Source organism: Pectobacterium parmentieri (assembly GCF_001742145.1).
GTDB lineage: Bacteria > Pseudomonadota > Gammaproteobacteria > Enterobacterales > Enterobacteriaceae > Pectobacterium > Pectobacterium parmentieri.
This window is the reverse complement of sequence record NZ_CP015749.1, coordinates 420,407-437,938: the sequence shown is the minus strand read 5'-3', so window position 1 is coordinate 437,938 and position 17,532 is coordinate 420,407. Positions and strand designations below refer to the sequence as shown.

The window sequence follows — 17,532 nt, the reverse complement described above, 5'->3', positions numbered from 1 at the left end:
GGGCGTCAACTGGATTTCCAGCATTCACGCCAATGAACAGCGATGCAACATTCCCTGCATACGACCTATGGACGTCACACTACCAGGTTTTGCCAATGTTAAACTGGAATTGTTCCGACTTGTCTCCATCGTACTTTTTAACCGGCTGGGCATAGGAGAAGACCAATGGCCCAAGCGGAGACATCCACTGCAATGCGATACCGCTGGAAACACGGAAATTGCTCGCCTTGCTGTAATCTGGCACGCCTGCATCAATAGTTGCTTGCGTATTTTTCCAGTTGGTATCCCATACCGTACCGCCATCCACAAAGAAGGAAGTACGCACAGAGCTCGCGTATTTGTCACTGATAAATGGCGTCGGTACGATCAGTTCCGCACTCAACACCGCCATCGCGTTACCACCAACGGCATCATCCAGATTGGTTTTATCAATACCACAACCAGAATAAGAAGGTGGGAGAGCTCCACCCGGCGTTGCTGGACGGCATTGATAATACGCTGCTTTAGGCCCAATCGTATTCGACTGGAAGCCACGTACCGTACTGGAACCACCTGCATAGAAGTTGTCGTAGAACGGCACTTCTTTGCTACCGATACCATCCGCAAAACCTGCGCGCGTACGGCCCATCACCACCCAGTTACCGCTATCGCTCAATGGGTAGTAGCTCGCCGAATCAAACGTCAGTTTGTAGTATTCGTTATCCGAACCCGGTACGGCAATCTTGGCATTCGCAGACGCACGTGTGCCTTTCGTCGGGAAGTAGCCGCGATCCAGATTGTTATACGACCATCCGGTATTCAGGAAGAAATCGTTCGCTTTGAAGTCAGCGCTGGATTTGACGTTCTCGCCAACCACGGATGGATTGACACCCACGGAATCCAGATAACGCCACATCGCCACCTGCGGTCTCATGTCCGACAGGTCGTTATGCACATAATCCAGACCGACACGCAGTGAGTTATTCTCGTTAATCGGGAAACCCAAGGTGCTGCCAACGCCATAACTCACGTTGGTGTAGTCGGACAGATCGGCGTCAGACGCTTCAAATTTGTTATAGAAGATGCGGCCACCGAGGCTAACGCCATCAACGGTAAAATACGGGTCGGTCAGTGACAGCTCAACATACGTTTGGTAGTCGTTTTTAGTCCCGCTGATACCAACAGAGTTACCTGTTCCCAGCCAGTTGTCCTGCTGAACCCCAGCCTGGAAACTCACGCCGCTTTCCGTACCGAAACCAACACCAAAGTTGAATGTACCCGTATTACGCTCTTTAACTTTATACGTCACATCAACCTGATCGGCCACACCGGGAACGCGCTGCGTTTCTACCTCAACGCTTTCAAAGTACCCCAGTCGGTTTAGACGCTCTTTGCCCTGCTCAACCAGATCGTTACCTAACCAGGCACCTTCCATCTGGCGCATTTCACGGCGCAGAACAGAATCTTTAGAAGTATCATTGCCGTCAAAGCGAACATGACGCACATAGAAGCGGTTACCTGCATCGACGTTGATGTTTAATCTCACCGTCTTGTCTGCATCATTAATGTCCGGCTGTGTGACCACTCGCGGATAGGCATAGCCATAACGACCCAGCAGTTTCTTGATGTCCTCTTCCATGCGGGTGACTTTCGTCCCGTTGTAGAGTTCACCCGATTCGATTTTCGTCAGCCCTTCGATTTCCGCAGAGTGCCCCGCCAGGTTACCTTTCACCGCAACGCCGGACAGCTTGTACTGCTCACCTTCCGTCATATTAATGGTGATATAGATGCCTTTTCTATCTGGCGTCAGGCTCACCTGAGTGGAATCGATGTTAAAACGCGCATAGCCGCGATCCAGATAGAAGCTGCGTAGGGTTTCGAGATCGCCAGACAGTTTCTGTTTCTGGTATTTACGGTCACCGACCACGTTCCACCACGGCACTTCATCACGCAGTTGAAAACGCGAGATCAATTCGTCGGAACTGAACGCTTTGTTACCGACAATATTAATCTGCTGGATTTGGGCCGACACACCTTCCGTGAAGACCAGTTTCAGGTCTACGCGATTACGTGGCAATGGCGTGACAACGGCTTTCACCGACGCACTGTACTTACCCACGCTGTAATAGAAATCCTCCAGTCCTTTTTCGATGCTGGTGAGCGCCGTGCGGTCTAACGCTTCACCAACGCGCACGCCAGAGGCTTCCAGGTTTTCTTTCAGCATGTCGTCTTTGACTGACTTATTGCCGGAAAACGTGACGCTGGCGATTGTCGGACGTTCTTTCACCTGCACAATCAGCGTTTCGCCGTCGCGCAGGACGCGAACATCTTCAAAATTTCCGGTCGCAAACAAGGCACGGATAGTGTTACCGATATCATCGTCACCGATGGTATCGCCAACGCGGACAGGCATACTGAGGAGTGCCGCCCCGACGGCAACCCTTTGCAGGCCCTCGAAATGAATGTCCTTCACTACGAACCCGTCTGCACCGTATACGGTTGCGCTGCTAAACAGCAGCGACGCTATGAGCAACTTTTTGATCGCCATCGTTGTTATGCGTTTTTCCTAACCTAATCCCGCGCCTAGAGACGCGAGAAATCATTGAAAAGTGCGAGTCCCATTAACAACATCAGCAATACTGTGCCAATACGATAGCTAATGTCCTGCACACGCTCAGAAACCGGCCTACCCTTCAGCTTTTCAACCGCAAGAAAGAGCAGGTGTCCACCATCCAATACCGGCAGAGGAAACAGATTGATGATCCCCAAATTGACGCTGATTAAGGCCAAAAACATCAGGTAATAAATCAATCCATAATCTGCTGACATTCCTGCACCCTGAGCAATCGAAATGGGACCACTCAGGTTATTCAGCTTAACATCACCCATAACCAGTTTGCCTAACATACTGACGGTCAACTTCATCAGTTGCCAGGTTTTATCTGTTGCCTGATAGACAGCGCTGAACGGCCCATACTGGCGCACAGTCCTGTATTCTTCGGGCAGCGGCGTCACGCTTGGCATAACGCCGGCCAACCCTTCAACTTTGCCATTTCCCACAGATTTGCTGTCTGGCGTTAACGTTAACGGCACTACTTCGCCATTTCGTTCCACCTCCAGCGCAATAGATTGTCCGGGGTTATCACGCACGGCGATGACAAAATCACGCCAATGTACTAAAGCCTGCCCGTCGACTTTAACGATCCTATCTCTGACTTGCAAACCTGCTTTTTCCGCTGCCGAGCCAGCCTGCACCTGATTCAGTACCGGTTCAATTTGCGGGCCGCGTGGGATAATCCCGAGCGAAGCAACCGGATCTTGCTTATCAGGTTCAAACTGCCACTCGCGTAAATCCAGGGTTTTCTGGACGACACGGTCAGAGCCTAAAGGTGCGGTTCCGATCACGACATCGCTGTCACCGATTTTACCGATCATCGCCAGACGCGCGGTATCCCAATCAGGCGTTTCGATACCATCAACGGACTTTAGTTCCATTCCTGCCGACATTTCCGCTTGCGCCGCGATGGAGTTGGGCAGTATTTCACCCACAACCGGACGCACGCCAGGAACGCCGAGAATGAACACCAGCCAGTACGCCACAATGGCAAACAGGAAATTAGCGATCGGACCGGCACTGACGATAGCCGCACGCTGCCAGACCGTTTTGCTGTTAAAGGATTGGTGACGAAATTCTGGCGCTACCGTGTCGACACGCTCATCCAGCATCTTCACGTAGCCGCCAAGCGGGATCAGCGCAATCACGAATTCTGTACCAGTACGATCGCGACGGCGCCATAGGGCGCGGCCGAAACCGACAGAGAAGCGCTCTACCTTCACACCACAACGGCGTGCCACCCAGAAATGTCCAAATTCATGGACGGTGACCAGCACACCGAGTGCAATGATAAACGCGGCAAGATTCCAGAGAAAACTCAACATAAATAGCTCTACCGCTTTATTCTAAGCTACTTTAAACAGCAGCAGCATCAGGCAAGAGAACACAGGAACCGCAGCCGTCAGGCTATCGATACGATCGAGCACGCCACCATGCCCCGGAATCAAATGGCTACTGTCTTTGATGCCCGCCTCGCGTTTGAACATACTTTCCGTCAAATCACCCAGTACCGAGGCCAGCGCGGCGACAATAGAACAAATTAACAACGTCGATGCTGCCACCGTTAATGGTGCATAAAGGCTAAACAGCAGAGAGATTAGCGCTGAGGTTGCCAGACCACCGAGAAAGCCTTCCCAGGTTTTGCCCGGCGAAACCTTTGGCGCGAGCTTACGTTTACCAAACAGTTTGCCAAACATGTAGGCTCCGCTGTCTGCACCCCAGACCAGCAGCATGACGTACAGCAGCCACCAGGCACCGGCAAAAGGATTCATCGCATAATTGTAATGACGAAGCGCGACCATACCCCAGAAAAACGGCACGATAGTCATGATACCGAACACCAGTCGCAATGTGCGTGAATGACGCCAGAATGAGGCTGAAGTCGGATAAAACAGAACCAACAGTAGTGCCACACTCCACCACACCAGTGATGACCAAAGCGCGATACTGATTTGCGGAATATGGACAGAATAATGGTAAGCCGGGAGCGATAACAGCATCAGCGCCAGTAAGAAACCACACAGGATCGCGAGCCACAGGCGTTGGCCATAGGAGGCAAACCCCGCCAGTTGACCCCATTCCCATGCCGCCAGCATACAAACAGCCAGCGTAACAAGCGTGAATCCCAAAGGAGGCAGCAAGAACAACGCTGCAATAACAATCGGGATCAAAATAAAAGCAGTAATCAGGCGATACTTCAGCAAAAGTTCCCCCTAGGATGCATCAGCATCGATAGGTGTTGTTCCCCCGAAGCGGCGCTCGCGTTGTGCAAAAGCATTCAGCGCACCTTCAAAGACTTGTTCATCGAAATCAGGCCAGAGGACATCAGTAAAGTAAAGTTCAGCATAAGCAATTTGCCACAGAAGAAAATTACTGATGCGGTGTTCCCCACCGGTTCTGATCACCAAATCAACCGGAGCCAGATCATTCAGACAGATGTACTGACATAATGACGCTTCATTAATGCTATCAGGGCGAAGAATACCTTCCTGCACCTGCTCTGCAAGTTGCCGTACTCCCTGAATAATATCCCAACGGCCGCCATAATTCGCGGCAATATTGAGTGTGAGCCCCTGATTCTTTTCTGTCAGCGTCTCTGAACGACGAATTCGCTCTTGTAAACGTGGGCTGAAACGGCCGATATCGCCAATCACCCGCAAGCGAACATTGTGCTTGTGCAGGCTTTTCACTTCGCTATCCAACGCCCGAACAAACAGTTCCATAAGTGCGGAGACTTCCTGCGCCGGACGGTTCCAGTTTTCACTGCTAAATGCATAAAGTGTCAGAGCGTCAAGCCCTTGGCTCACGGCGAAACTGACTGAACGTCGCACGGCCTTTACACCAGCCTGATGGCCAAAAATCCGCATTTTCCCCCGGTTTTTCGCCCAGCGACCATTGCCATCCATGATAATGGCAACATGCCGTGGCCCAGCGGGTGGCAGATCGTGAATATTTTTTTGATTATCGGACGGCATAACGCGTACTTATTTCCTCAAGCAAGAAATACAACAGTCCTTCCGTAACATCAGACCCCGTTAGCGCAAAAAAAGCCGTGAACGATCACGGCTTAGCGTCACAGTCAATTAAACAAATTTCGCCTAATCAACTATTGAGTGGCGCAGACTATACCACCTCAACCGCACATGAACAAATCGTGCCACGGGCCTATCCGACTATCGTGTGTAATGTGTCAGAGTCTGTGCTGCGGCCTGTCTGGCCCAGCGATCGATAAACAGAACATCGTCAACACTGGCAGGCTCTGGCAGTGTAAGTTGTTCAATGACATCCCGATTTACCGCCGCGATATCCGTAAAGCGTATCTGCGACTGCAAAAATGCCGCTACTGCAATTTCATTTGCAGCGTTCAATGCCGTGGTAGCCGATTGACCATGATGACAAGCGTCAATCGCCAACTGTAAACAAGGATAGCGTGCATAGTCCGGCGCTAAAAATGTCAGCGCACCAATCTGGCAAAAATCTAACGATTTTACGCCCGATGTCACACGTTCGGGATACGCCATCGCATGGGCAATCGGCGTGCGCATATCGGGCGAGCCCAACTGCGCCAGAACGCTACCATCACGATAACGCACCATAGAATGAATCACCGATTGCGGATGAATAATGACTTCCATCTGTTCAGCAGAGGCATTAAACAACCAACGTGCTTCAATATACTCCAGCCCCTTGTTCATCATCGTGGCTGAATCAACCGAAATTTTGCGCCCCATTGACCAGTTTGGATGCGCACATGCCTGATCCGGCGTCATATCCGCCAGCGCCGACACCGACGTTTCACGAAAAGGCCCACCAGAACCGGTCAAAATAATGCGTTCAACCCCATGTTGCGACAATGAAGCGTAACCTAATTGGCGTTGAATTTGCTCAGGTAAACTCTGAAAAATCGCATTATGTTCACTATCAATCGGTAAAAGCTGCGCACCACTTTGTGCTACGGCGTCCATAAAGAGACGTCCACAGGTAACCAGTGATTCTTTATTCGCCAACAAAACCTGTTTTCCCGCATGGATTGCAGCCAATGTCGGCAGTAGCCCAGCAGCTCCCACAATCGCGGCCATGACCTGATCGACGCCATCCAATGCAGCAAGATCACACGCTGCCTGAACGCCCGCCAGCACCTCTGTTTTACAGCCGTATTCCGCCAACTGCTGGCGCAGAACCGTTGCAGAAGCTTCATCAGCCATTGAGGCATAGGCAGGTTGGAAAGTGAGGCATTGCTCCACCATCAGTTTGACGTTATACCCAGCGGATAGCGCACGCACGGCAAATTTATCGGGGTTAGCTTTAATTACCGCCAGAGAACTAACGCCAATAGAGCCGGTGGAACCAAGAATTGTCAGTTGCTTCATTAAAAATGCTCTGAATAACCGGATTTGATGACAGGAAGGTACACGAGTCTGAGACGATTACCATGATATATCTCTGCTATCGATCACAGCCATGACGCTTGCAGGTATATACATGGCAAAAAATTGTTTACTGCCCAGAGGGGCTAGCCTTCACCCATTGATGACATAACGCGCATTATATAAAAATAAAGCGCCGCCGAAAAAAGGGGCAAACCCACAAGTTTCCTGCGACGCACTATCTAGCAGGCTGATTAGAACTCCATCAGCTCCGCTTCTTTTTCTGCCAGTGCCACGTCCACTTTCTTGATGAAGTTATCAGTCAATTTCTGCACATCATCCTGAGCACGACGCTCTTCATCTTCACTGATCGCTTTGTCTTTCAACAATGCTTTAAACTTGTCGTTAGCATCGCGGCGCACGTTGCGTACAGAGATACGCCCCTGTTCTGCTTCGCCACGAACCACTTTGATCAGATCTTTACGACGTTCTTCCGTCAGCGGTGGCAACGGAACGCGGATTACAGTACCCGCAGAAGACGGGTTCAGGCCGAGATCGGAAGCCATAATCGCTTTCTCGACCGCTGGGCCCAGTGAACGATCGAATACCGAAATGGCCAACGTGCGAGAATCTTCTACCACAACGTTAGCGAGTTGGCGCAATGGCGTTGCACTGCCATAGTATTCAACCTGAATGCCGTCAAGAATACTTGGCGATGCACGGCCAGTACGGATTCTGTTGATCTGGTTTTTAAACGCTTCAACACATTTGTCCATGCGCGTTTCAGCATCTTTTCTGATTTCATTAGTCACGTTGTGAACCCTTGAAAACTGGTTGCCTGGCAGGCCATGTCAGTACATAGCCCGGTGAATAATTAATACCAGCGCTTGGCTGGCGTATGGAGCAATACTGACAATATATTACCCCATAACTTGAGTTACTGACTGATTAACGTCCCTTCTTTTTCACCCATGACAACGCGACGCAGTGCGCCAGGTTTGTTCATGTTGAAAACGCGGATCGGCAAATTATGGTCACGAGCCAGCGTGAATGCAGCAAGATCCATCACTTTCAGTTCACGTTCTAGCACATCTTGATAAGTTAGCGTTTCGTACATTGTCGCAGAAGGATCTTGTACCGGATCGGCAGAATAGACGCCATCGACCTTGGTCGCTTTCAATACGACATCCGCTTCAATCTCGATGCCGCGCAGACAAGCTGCGGAATCCGTAGTAAAGAAAGGGTTACCGGTTCCGGCGGAGAAAATCACCACGCGATTATTACGCAGCAGGCTGATTGCTTCCGCCCAACTGTAGTTGTCACAAACGCCATTCAGGGGGATCGCAGACATCAGGCGAGCGTTCACATAGGCACGGTGCAACGCATCACGCATTGCCAGACCATTCATGACGGTCGCCAGCATCCCCATGTGGTCGCCCACAACGCGGTTCATACCCGCTTTAGCCAGACCCGCGCCACGAAACAGGTTACCACCGCCGATAACCACACCGACCTGAATGCCTAACTCAACCAGTTCTTTCACTTCCTGAGCCATGCGATCCAGAATACTCGCATCGATACCAAAACCTTCAGTTCCCTGTAAAGCTTCGCCACTGAGCTTCAGCAGGATTCGTTGATAGACGGGTTTTGCATTGGTTGCCATGGTGTTCTTATCCTACAGGCTGTCGTCGTATTGGGGGTTGTAAAAATCAACACTATTCCACCTGGCCCCTACCTGAATGCAGGAAGCCAAGCGAACTAAAACTATTGGGGCTGGATAAAAAGGAACCGCCAACTGGCGGCTCTTTTTTTACTATTAAGACTGCTTACTCATTGCTGCAACTTCAGCAGCAAAGTCAGTCTCAACTTTCTCAATGCCTTCACCCACTTCGAAACGGATGAAGTTAGTCACATCAGCGTTGTGCTCTTTCAGCAGTTGGCCAACAGACTTAGCTGGATCCATAACGAAAGGCTGGCCAGTCAGAGAAACTTCACCGGTGAATTTCTTCATACGGCCTTCAACCATTTTCTCTGCGATTTCTTTCGGTTTGCCAGACTGCATCGCGATTTCCAACTGAACCTGGTACTCTTTCTCTACCACTTCAGCAGACACGTCTTCTGGTTTAACGAATTCAGGCTTGCTTGCAGCAACGTGCATAGCCAGGTGCTTAACCAGCTCTTCATCAGCGCCTTTAGCGGCAACTAGAACACCGATGCGCGCACCGTGTTGGTAGTTACCCAGCACTTCGCCTTCCAGAGCAGAAACGCGGCGAATGTTGATGTTCTCACCGATTTTAGCAACCAGTGCAACACGCTCTTCTTCGAACTGCGCCTTCAGCACGTTGACGTCAGTGATTTTGCCTACAACCGCAGCGTCCAGCACTTTGTCAGCAAACGCCTGGAAACCACCATCTTTAGCGACGAAGTCGGTCTGGCAGTTAACTTCCAGGATCACAGCGTAGTTACCGTCGATCTTAGTCTTGATCACGCCATCAGCAGCAACGTTACCTGCTTTCTTCGCCGCTTTAATCGCGCCAGATTTACGCATGTTTTCGATTGCCAGCTCGATGTCGCCATTAGCTTCAACCAGCGCTTTCTTACATTCCATCATGCCTGCAGCGGTACGCTCACGCAGCTCTTTTACCAGGGATGCGGTAATTTCAGCCATTCTAAAATCCTCGGAAGATTTGTTCTGCCCGGCCGTCACGACCAAACAGCTTTAAAAGTGAAAAAGGGGCCATAAAAAGGCCCCTAACCAAACTAGTACTACCTGGTTAATAAGGGCTCAACGAGCCAGACTTATTATTCAGCTTCTACTAAGCCTTCTTCTGCCTGCACAGCCAGATCTTGAGAACGGCCTTCGCGGACAGCAGTAGCAACAGCGCTCAGGTACAGGCTAACTGCACGGATTGCGTCATCGTTACCAGGGATGATGTAGTCAACGCCATCCGGATCGGAGTTGGTATCAACCACAGCGAATACCGGAATACCCAGGTTGTTAGCTTCTTTGATTGCGATGTGCTCGTGATCGGCGTCGATAACGAACAGCGCGTCTGGCAGACCGCCCATATCTTTGATACCGCCCAGGCTGTTTTCCAGCTTGTCCAGTTCACGAGTGCGCATCAGCGCCTCTTTTTTGGTCAGCTTGTCGAACGTGCCGTCTTGAGATTGGGTTTCCAGATCTTTCAAACGCTTGATGGACTGACGAACGGTTTTCCAGTTAGTCAGCATACCGCCCAACCAGCGATGGTTCACGAAGAACTGATCGCAGTTGTTGGCTGCATCTTTTACCGCTTCGCTTGCTGCGCGTTTAGTACCAACGAACAGAATTTTGCCTTTGCGAGAAGCAATTTTGCTCAGTTCAGCCAAAGCATCGTTGAACATTGGTACGGTTTTTTCAAGGTTGATGATGTGAACTTTGTTACGCGCACCGAAGATGAATGGCTTCATTTTCGGGTTCCAGTAACGGGTCTGGTGACCAAAGTGTACGCCAGCCTTGAGCATATCGCGCATGGAAACAGTTGCCATGATTACCTCTATTAATTAAGTATGGGGTTATGCCTCCACATGTCCCATTGCGCCGACCCCATCCGGTGAAACACCTCAGGAGCACCCCGGCGAACGTGCCGACATGTGTGTGTTATTTACACAAAGTGAGTTTAGTCGATGATGTAGTCGAATACCGTATAACCGTTATCCAGCCGGATCATCGGCGCGCTTTATACCATAAATCCCCCCACGACACCAACATTTGTTATTCAATGGTCTACAAATCAGAATGATAATTTGGCAAGCCAGCGGCATGGCTGGTAACATAAGTTATTAGTTATCGCTCTTAATTTTCGTGCTTAGCAGGCACCTGCGGACAATTATCAATGGCAATTTCAATCAAAACCCCTGAAGACATCGAAAAAATGCGCGTAGCTGGTCGTCTGGCTGCCGAAGTCCTGGAAATCATCGAACCTCACGTCGTACCCGGCGTGAGTACCGCCGAGTTAGACCGAATCTGTCACGATCACATCACCAACAAGCAGCAGGCTATTTCTGCTTGCCTGGGCTACCACGGTTTCCCGAAATCCGTCTGCATTTCCATCAATGAAGTGGTATGTCACGGCATCCCTAGCGAAGAGCGGATCCTGAAAGACGGCGATATCGTCAACATCGACGTCACCGTGATCAAAGACGGCTTCCACGGCGATACGTCAACCATGTTTATCGCGGGCAAGCCTACCATTCTGGGTGAGCGTCTCTGCCGCATCACACAGGAAAGCCTCTATCTGGCACTGAAGATGGTTAAGCCGGGGATTCGCCTGCGCACCTTGGGCAAAGCGATCCAGCAGTTTGCGGAAGGGAACAACTTCTCTGTAGTACGTGAGTATTGTGGCCACGGCATCGGCAAGGGCTTCCACGAAGAACCGCAAGTTCTGCACTACGATGCAGATGACGGCGGCGTGGTGTTGCAGGCGGGAATGGCCTTTACGATCGAGCCCATGCTTAACGCAGGTGATTACCGCATCCGTACAATGAAAGACGGTTGGACGGTAAAAACCAAAGATCGTAGCTTGTCGGCACAGTACGAGCATACTATTGTGGTAACCGATAACGGCTGCGAAATAATGACGTTGCGAAAGGATGACACTATCCCCAACATCATCACTCATGAGCAGTAAACACTAAGCCGGCAAATGCCGGCTTTTTTATGGCGTGCAGAAAGCACGCCCCCTCCGGGCCGTCGCAAGCGACGTTGAGAAACGCGCTCTGCGTTTTTTTATGGGCTGCGCTATGACAGATAAACGCTTTTCACCAGACAAGACGCCACCTGATGCGTCCTCACCCGACAGCCCTGTAGACGCCATTGCAGCACAGCCCCCTGCTTCACCGCTGACCTACGCCGATGACATGTTGAACTGTCAGGCGTTGAAACAGCAGTTGGAGCTATTCCAGCTCTGGCTCGGTTCAGAATTTCGTTCCGGCGTCAGTGCGGAAAAGCTGATTGATGCCAGAACCTTATTCATCGATCGCCTGTTGCAGCGGCTGTGGTACTTCCACGGTTTTGAGAATATTGCACAAACCGCACTCGTTGCGGTTGGTGGGTATGGCCGCGGTGAATTGCACCCACTTTCCGATATCGACGTGCTGGTATTGAGCCAGACAGAACTTAGTGAAGAACATTCCCAGCGCGTCGGCCAATTCATTACCCTACTGTGGGATTTAAAGCTGGAAGTCGGCCATAGCGTCAGAACGTTGGAAGAGTGCTTGCAAGAAGGGCGTGCGGATATCTCTGTCGCGACCAACCTGATTGAATCCCGCATGATATGCGGCGATGTTGCCCTATTTCTCACGCTGCAAAAACACGTCTTCAGTGATGAATTTTGGCCGTCCTCCACGTTTTTCCCAGCAAAAATTATCGAACAACAGGAACGCCATCAACGCTATCACAGCACCAGCTACAACCTGGAACCCGATATCAAGAGCAGTCCAGGTGGGCTACGCGATATTCATACGCTGCTGTGGGTAGCAAGACGCCACTTCGGCGCAACGTCGCTCAACGAAATGGTGGGTTTCGGCTTTCTGACAGAGGCCGAGCGTAAAGAGCTTAACGAATGCCAGAGCTTTTTGTGGCGTATCCGCTTCGCTCTGCACCTGATCCTGCCGCGTTACGACAACCGACTGCTGTTCGACAGACAGCTTAACGTCGCGCAACTGTTGCAGTATCAGGGCGAAGGTAACACGCCAGTCGAGCGAATGATGAAAGACTTCTACCGCATGACGCGTCGCGTCAGCGAGTTGAACCAGATGCTGTTACAACTCTTTGACGAAGCGATTCTGGCGCTGGATGCGAGTGAAAAACCCCGCCCGATAGACGATGAATTCCAGCTACGCGGCAATCTGGTAGACCTGCGTGATGAAAACTTGTTTATCAAAAAGCCAGAAGCCATCATGCGTATGTTCTACCTGATGGTGCGCAACCGCGACATCAGCGGCATTTATTCCACCACATTGCGCCAGTTGCGCCATGCACGTCGCCATCTCGCCAGCCCGCTTTGTACCATCCCAGAAGCGCGCCAGTTGTTCATGAATATTCTGCGCCATCCGCATGCGGTAAGCCGTGCGCTGCTGCCGATGCACCGTCATAGCGTGCTGTGGGCCTATATGCCGCTATGGGGGAATATTGTTGGTCAGATGCAGTTCGATCTGTTTCACGCCTATACGGTGGATGAGCACACGATCCGCGTTCTGCTCAAGCTGGAAAGCTTCGCCGACGAGAATACGCGACCACTGCATCCGCTGTGCGTAGAGCTCTACCCTCGCCTGCCTCAGCCTGAATTATTACTGCTGGCCGCGCTGTTCCACGATATCGCCAAAGGCCGTGGGGGCGATCACTCTGAATTGGGTGCGCAGGACGTACTGGAATTTACCGCGCTGCACGGGCTGAACTCGCGCGAAGCCCAGTTGGTGTCCTGGCTGGTACGCTGCCACTTGCTGATGTCCGTCACCGCACAGCGCCGCGATATTCAAGATCCCACGGTTATTCAGCAATTTGCTACGGAAGTACAAAGCGAAACCCGCTTACGCTATCTGGTCAGCCTGACGGTTGCGGATATCTGCGCCACTAATGAAACGCTGTGGAACAGTTGGAAGCAGAGTCTGTTGCGGGAACTCTATTTTGCTACCGAGAAACAGCTACGCCGTGGCATGCAAAATACGCCGGATTTACGTGAACGCGTCCGGCATCATCGCTTGCAGGCGCTGGCTCTGCTGCGCATGGATAACATTGACGAAGAGGCGTTGCACCACATCTGGAGCCGCTGTCGGGCCGATTATTTCCTGCGCCACTCACCGAACCAGCTTGCCTGGCACGCGCGCCACCTGCTGGAGCATGATACCGACAAACCGCTGGTGCTAATCAGCCATCAGGCCAGTCGTGGCGGCACCGAGATTTTTATCTGGAGCCCGGACAGGCCTTATCTTTTCGCGGCCGTCGCCGGTGAATTAGACCGACGTAACCTCAGCGTGCACGACGCACAGATTTTTACCAGCCGCGACGGCATGGCGATGGATACGTTTATCGTGCTAGAACCGGATGGCAGCCCGCTGGCGCAGGATCGGCATGAAATGATACGCCAGGCGCTGGAGCAGTCGCTGACCCACCGACACTACCAGCATCCACGGGTGCGTAGGCCGTCGCCTAAACTACGTCACTTCAGCGTGCCAACCGAAGTCAACTTCCTGCCGACGCATACGGACAGACGCAGCTACATGGAGCTCAGCGCACTCGATCAACCGGGGCTGTTGGCACGAATCGGCGAGATTTTTGCCGATCTTAATCTGTCGCTGCATGGCGCACGTATTTCGACAATCGGCGAACGGGTGGAAGATCTTTTCATCCTGGCCGACAGCGACAGGCGAGCATTGAAGCCGGATTTGCGCCTTAAATTGCAAGAACGGTTGACAGAAGCCCTTAACCCAAACGATAAAGTACCATTGAGTTAATTTTTACAATCAGGAAAGAGAAATCAGGATGCACCAACAATTACAGAACATCATTGAAACGGCTTTCGAGCGCCGCGCAGAAATCACTCCGGCAAACGCAGACACCGTCACGCGTGAAGCCGTTACTCAGGCCATCAGCCTGTTAGATAGCGGCGCCCTGCGCGTTGCAGAAAAAATCGACGGCCAGTGGGTTACCCATCAGTGGCTGAAGAAAGCCGTGCTGCTCTCTTTCCGTATTAATGATAACCACCTTATCGAAGGCGGAGAAACACGCTTTTTCGACAAAGTGCCAATGAAATTTGCTGACTATGATGAAGCGCGTTTCCAGCGTGAAGGCGTGCGCGTTGCACCGCCAGCCAGCGTGCGTCGCGGTGCCTATATCGCACGTAATACCGTGCTGATGCCGTCTTACGTCAACATCGGTGCTTATGTCGACGAAGGCACTATGGTGGATACGTGGGTAACCGTTGGTTCCTGCGCCCAAATCGGTAAAAATGTTCACCTGTCCGGCGGTGTCGGTATCGGTGGCGTTTTGGAACCGTTACAGGCTAACCCAACCATCATTGAAGACAACTGCTTCATCGGTGCGCGTTCTGAAGTAGTAGAAGGCGTTGTCGTTGAAGAAGGTTCGGTCATCTCCATGGGCGTGTTCATCAGCCAAAGCACTCGTATTTACGATCGTGAAACCGGTGAAATTCACTATGGCCGAGTGCCCGCTGGCTCCGTCGTGGTTTCCGGCAACCTGCCGTCCAAAGATGGTAGCCACAGCATGTACTGTGCCATCATTGTGAAGAAAGTGGATGCGAAAACCCGCGGTAAAGTGGGCATCAATGAGTTATTACGCTCCATCGACTAAACTGAAAACGGCGGGTGATTAACCCGCCGTTTTTTTACCGAGAAGGTGACGCTATGTATGACAATCTAAAAAGCCTGGGCATTACCAATCCCGATGATATCGATCGCTATAGCCTGCGTCAGGAAGCCAATAACGACATCCTGAAGATCTATTTCCGTAAGGATAAGGGCGAGTTTTTTGCTAAAAGCGTGAAGTTCAAATATCCACGCCAGCGCAAGACCATCGTGGCCGACAACAGCGGACAGGGCTATAAAGAGATCAACGAGATCAGCCCAAACCTGCGTTATGTGATTGATGAACTAGATAAGATTTGTCAGCAGGAGCAGGTTGAAGTCGATCTGAAACGCAAAATCCTCGACGATCTGCGTCATCTGGAAAGCGTCGTTTCGCACAAAATTAGCGAAATCGAAGCCGATTTAGAGAAGTTGACTAAGAATCGCTAAACACGATCGTCTCTAAATGCCATCGTCGCTAGAACACACGGCGATAATAGGCAGCAACGAAAACGGGAGCCGTATTAGCTCCCGTTTCTTATCTCAGTACGACATCACTGGGCATCAACCAAATCGGCCCATTCTTCGACCCACGGGCATGAAATGACTTCAGGTTCAGGATTTTCGACCGCATCAATATCCAAAACATCGCCCAGGCGTTTAGCACCTATTTCCTGCAATAACGCATCGAAAAGATGACCACCCGCACAGAAATTCGGGTAGCTGCTGTCACCCAGCGCAATGACGCCATAGCGCAACGTGGGCTGATAACCGCCTTTCTCCCGCAGAGCCGCGTAAAGCGGAACAATAGAATCAGGCAGTTGGCCCTGCCCTGTCGTTGACGTGACGACTAAAACAGCATGTTCACGGTAGTCCAGCCAGGATCCCAGCGTCGCATCCTCAAAGACCTTCACCTCGTGGCCACGATCTTTGAGAATATTTTCCGCTTCTTCGGCCACCAGCAATGCATTTCCGTAGACCGTACCAACAAAAATACCAATCTGCGCCATGCTTCTGACTCCCTTTTTAATTCGAAATGTTTGATATAAAAGTAATACAAAAGTAATACAGCAGTGATAAGACAGGTATTACTCGACGAGATTCCCGCTATCCTGACCTGACTCTGCAAGAAACTCAACCCCTTCAAACTCAGGGAGAATCCCTTGCCAGCCAAACTGCCTCATCACCCCCTGCCACGGTGCATCCCAGCGTGCCTGCAACGTTAATGGCTGCCCGCTCACGGGATGATTCAACTGTAACTCGCTGGCATGCAGCATGAGCCTGCCGCAGGAGAAGTGCGTTTCCATACCACGATTGTGTCGCAGGTCGCCGTGGGCGGTATCGCCGATAATCGGATGGTGAAGATGTGACATGTGACGGCGTAGCTGATGTTTACGCCCGGTCTGCGGCTTCAGCTCCATCAAACTGTAGCGCGCCGTAGGGTAACGACCGATGGCAACCGGCATCTCAGCCTGTGCTAAAGCGCGGTAATGCGTAACGGCAGGCTGCGGTGCTTTATCAGGATTGGCAAATTTATCGGCAATCTTGTCCAACTCTTCGGTGAGCGCGTAGTCAATCACGCCGTCATCCAGCACATAGCCCCGCACAACGGCATGATACATTTTCTGCATCTGGTGCGATTCAAACTGCTGGGATAGCGCACGCGCCACTTCGCTGGACAGCGCGAGCAGCAACACACCGGATGTCGGCCTGTCGAGGCGATGAACGGTATACACATGCTGACCAATTTGATCGCGCACGGTCTGCATCACCACGACCTTTTCTTTGCGATCCAACCAACTACGATGCACCAGCCAGCCACTCGGTTTATTGACGGCAACCAGATGCTCATCCTGATAAATAATCTCAAGCATCGTGCACTGCGCCATCCTGTACATCGGGGTTGAATAACTCATCGAGCTGCTTGAGACGCAAAAAGACCGCCGCCGTCTGTTCCGGCGAACCTTCTAACGCGTCTTCAAAATAAGGCAGCAGTGCCAGCTCGGCAGGCAACGCTAAATCGCTGTCCAACAAAGCATGCATGCGCGGCAAAAAAACCCACTGCAACCATTCTTCTGGTCGCATGGTATCAAGGCTGAAAGGCTCAGTGCTGTTAAACGCCTCATCTTCCGGTGGGACAACCTGCCAGAAAGGACTTTCTCTCAATGCGCGCTCAATATCGAATAATGACTGACGAACCTGATTCTCTCTACTCATGCGGTTTCTCGC

Annotated in this window: 16 protein-coding genes; 4 read left to right on the top strand and 12 right to left on the bottom strand. The window is 51.4% G+C overall.

Going from position 1 to position 17,532, the window contains the following annotated elements; genetic code table 11:
* Positions 1–79: 79 nt before the first annotated feature.
* The 9 genes from bamA to rpsB all read right to left on the bottom strand — a co-directional run bounded on the left by bamA (position 80) and on the right by rpsB (position 10,488).
* Positions 80–2,527 (bottom strand): outer membrane protein assembly factor BamA, encoded by a 2,448-nt coding sequence (bamA, locus tag A8F97_RS01900; RefSeq protein ID WP_033071847.1) that lies wholly within the window; start codon positions 2,525–2,527, stop codon positions 80–82.
* A gap of 35 nt (positions 2,528–2,562) precedes the next feature.
* Positions 2,563–3,918 carry a sigma E protease regulator RseP gene (gene rseP / locus A8F97_RS01895; RefSeq protein ID WP_014700907.1) on the bottom strand — a complete coding sequence of 452 codons (1,356 nt, stop codon included), beginning with the start codon at positions 3,916–3,918 and terminating at the stop codon, positions 2,563–2,565.
* A 21-nt stretch (positions 3,919–3,939) separates the two neighbouring features.
* Complete coding sequence (gene cdsA, locus A8F97_RS01890) at positions 3,940–4,797, bottom strand: phosphatidate cytidylyltransferase (RefSeq protein ID WP_014700908.1); 858 nt, start codon at positions 4,795–4,797, stop codon at positions 3,940–3,942.
* A gap of 9 nt (positions 4,798–4,806) precedes the next feature.
* On the bottom strand, positions 4,807–5,568 hold the full coding sequence (gene ispU, locus A8F97_RS01885; protein ID WP_014700909.1) for a (2E,6E)-farnesyl-diphosphate-specific ditrans,polycis-undecaprenyl-diphosphate synthase: 762 nt from the start codon (positions 5,566–5,568) through the stop codon (positions 4,807–4,809).
* Between the two features lie 198 nt (positions 5,569–5,766).
* Positions 5,767–6,963, bottom strand: coding sequence for a 1-deoxy-D-xylulose-5-phosphate reductoisomerase (gene ispC / locus A8F97_RS01880; protein WP_014700910.1), 1,197 nt, complete (start codon positions 6,961–6,963; stop codon positions 5,767–5,769).
* 251 nt (positions 6,964–7,214) lie between these two features.
* Positions 7,215–7,772 (bottom strand): ribosome recycling factor, encoded by a 558-nt coding sequence (gene frr, locus A8F97_RS01875; RefSeq protein WP_005975911.1) that lies wholly within the window; start codon positions 7,770–7,772, stop codon positions 7,215–7,217.
* A 125-nt stretch (positions 7,773–7,897) separates the two neighbouring features.
* A complete protein-coding gene (pyrH, locus tag A8F97_RS01870) occupies positions 7,898–8,623 on the bottom strand; it encodes a UMP kinase (protein ID WP_005975910.1) in 726 nt (241 codons plus the stop codon).
* A gap of 153 nt (positions 8,624–8,776) precedes the next feature.
* Positions 8,777–9,628, bottom strand: a complete 852-nt coding sequence (gene tsf, locus A8F97_RS01865) for a translation elongation factor Ts (RefSeq protein ID WP_014700911.1) — start codon at positions 9,626–9,628, stop codon at positions 8,777–8,779.
* 134 nt (positions 9,629–9,762) lie between these two features.
* Entirely contained in the window at positions 9,763–10,488 is a 726-nt protein-coding gene (gene rpsB, locus A8F97_RS01860; RefSeq protein WP_010284816.1) for a 30S ribosomal protein S2, read from the bottom strand.
* A 347-nt stretch (positions 10,489–10,835) separates the two neighbouring features.
* Between rpsB and map the strand changes: the two genes are divergently transcribed.
* From map to A8F97_RS01840, 4 genes are all read left to right on the top strand, one after another.
* Positions 10,836–11,630 carry a type I methionyl aminopeptidase gene (gene map, locus A8F97_RS01855; protein ID WP_005975905.1) on the top strand — a complete coding sequence of 265 codons (795 nt, stop codon included), beginning with the start codon at positions 10,836–10,838 and terminating at the stop codon, positions 11,628–11,630.
* Positions 11,631–11,742: 112 nt separating this feature from the next.
* Entirely contained in the window at positions 11,743–14,454 is a 2,712-nt protein-coding gene (glnD, locus tag A8F97_RS01850; protein ID WP_014700912.1) for a bifunctional uridylyltransferase/uridylyl-removing protein GlnD, read from the top strand.
* A 28-nt stretch (positions 14,455–14,482) separates the two neighbouring features.
* Positions 14,483–15,310, top strand: a complete 828-nt coding sequence (gene dapD / locus A8F97_RS01845) for a 2,3,4,5-tetrahydropyridine-2,6-dicarboxylate N-succinyltransferase (RefSeq protein ID WP_015731012.1) — start codon at positions 14,483–14,485, stop codon at positions 15,308–15,310.
* A 53-nt stretch (positions 15,311–15,363) separates the two neighbouring features.
* Positions 15,364–15,753: a DUF3461 family protein gene (locus A8F97_RS01840; protein WP_014700914.1), complete on the top strand. Its 390-nt coding sequence runs from the start codon at positions 15,364–15,366 to the stop codon at positions 15,751–15,753.
* 104 nt (positions 15,754–15,857) lie between these two features.
* Here A8F97_RS01840 and A8F97_RS01835 read toward each other — a convergent pair whose 3' ends face one another.
* The 3 genes from A8F97_RS01835 to A8F97_RS01825 all read right to left on the bottom strand — a co-directional run bounded on the left by A8F97_RS01835 (position 15,858) and on the right by A8F97_RS01825 (position 17,520).
* Positions 15,858–16,313, bottom strand: coding sequence for a flavodoxin (locus A8F97_RS01835; protein WP_014700915.1), 456 nt, complete (start codon positions 16,311–16,313; stop codon positions 15,858–15,860).
* Positions 16,314–16,391: 78 nt separating this feature from the next.
* The gene (gene truC / locus A8F97_RS01830) at positions 16,392–17,177 is read right to left on the bottom strand and encodes a tRNA pseudouridine(65) synthase TruC (protein WP_014700916.1); all 786 of its coding nucleotides are present in this window, start codon (positions 17,175–17,177) and stop codon (positions 16,392–16,394) included.
* Positions 17,170–17,520: a YqcC family protein gene (locus A8F97_RS01825; RefSeq protein ID WP_033071848.1), complete on the bottom strand. Its 351-nt coding sequence runs from the start codon at positions 17,518–17,520 to the stop codon at positions 17,170–17,172. Before A8F97_RS01825 ends, truC begins: the two co-directional genes overlap by 8 nt.
* Positions 17,521–17,532: the final 12 nt, after the last annotated feature.